The organism is Pseudoduganella aquatica, from assembly GCF_009857595.1.
Classification (GTDB): Bacteria; Pseudomonadota; Gammaproteobacteria; order Burkholderiales; family Burkholderiaceae_D; genus Rugamonas; species Rugamonas aquatica_A.
Window position 1 is genome coordinate 1 of record NZ_WWCU01000147.1, and the last position, 288, is coordinate 288.

Consider the following 288-nt stretch of genomic DNA (forward strand, 5'->3'; position numbering starts at 1 on the left):
CGCTCCAGGAGGCGAGCCTGTTGCTTTGCGTGTCGGGCGTAAATGTATAGGCCGTGCCTTGGCGACTCTGGCTGGTACGGTTCCCCGCGCTATCCCAATTAAAACTTTGCGCGTCGCTGCTGCGGGTCACGGAGTTGACGCGGTCCGCAGCGTCATAGCCAAAGCCGGACGTCATGGCGCTGTACACGCCATCAGTGAGGCTGTTGATCAGGTCTGCATTGTTATAGCCCAGCGTGACGTTGTGTACGCCGCTGCTGCTCATCTGCGCAATGCGGCCATCCGTGTCGA

1 pseudogene is annotated in these 288 nt (G+C 60.1%); it reads right to left on the minus strand.

Going from position 1 to position 288, the window contains the following annotated elements:
• A pseudogene (locus GTP77_RS29985) lies at positions 1-288 on the minus strand (hypothetical protein); the annotation flags it as partial.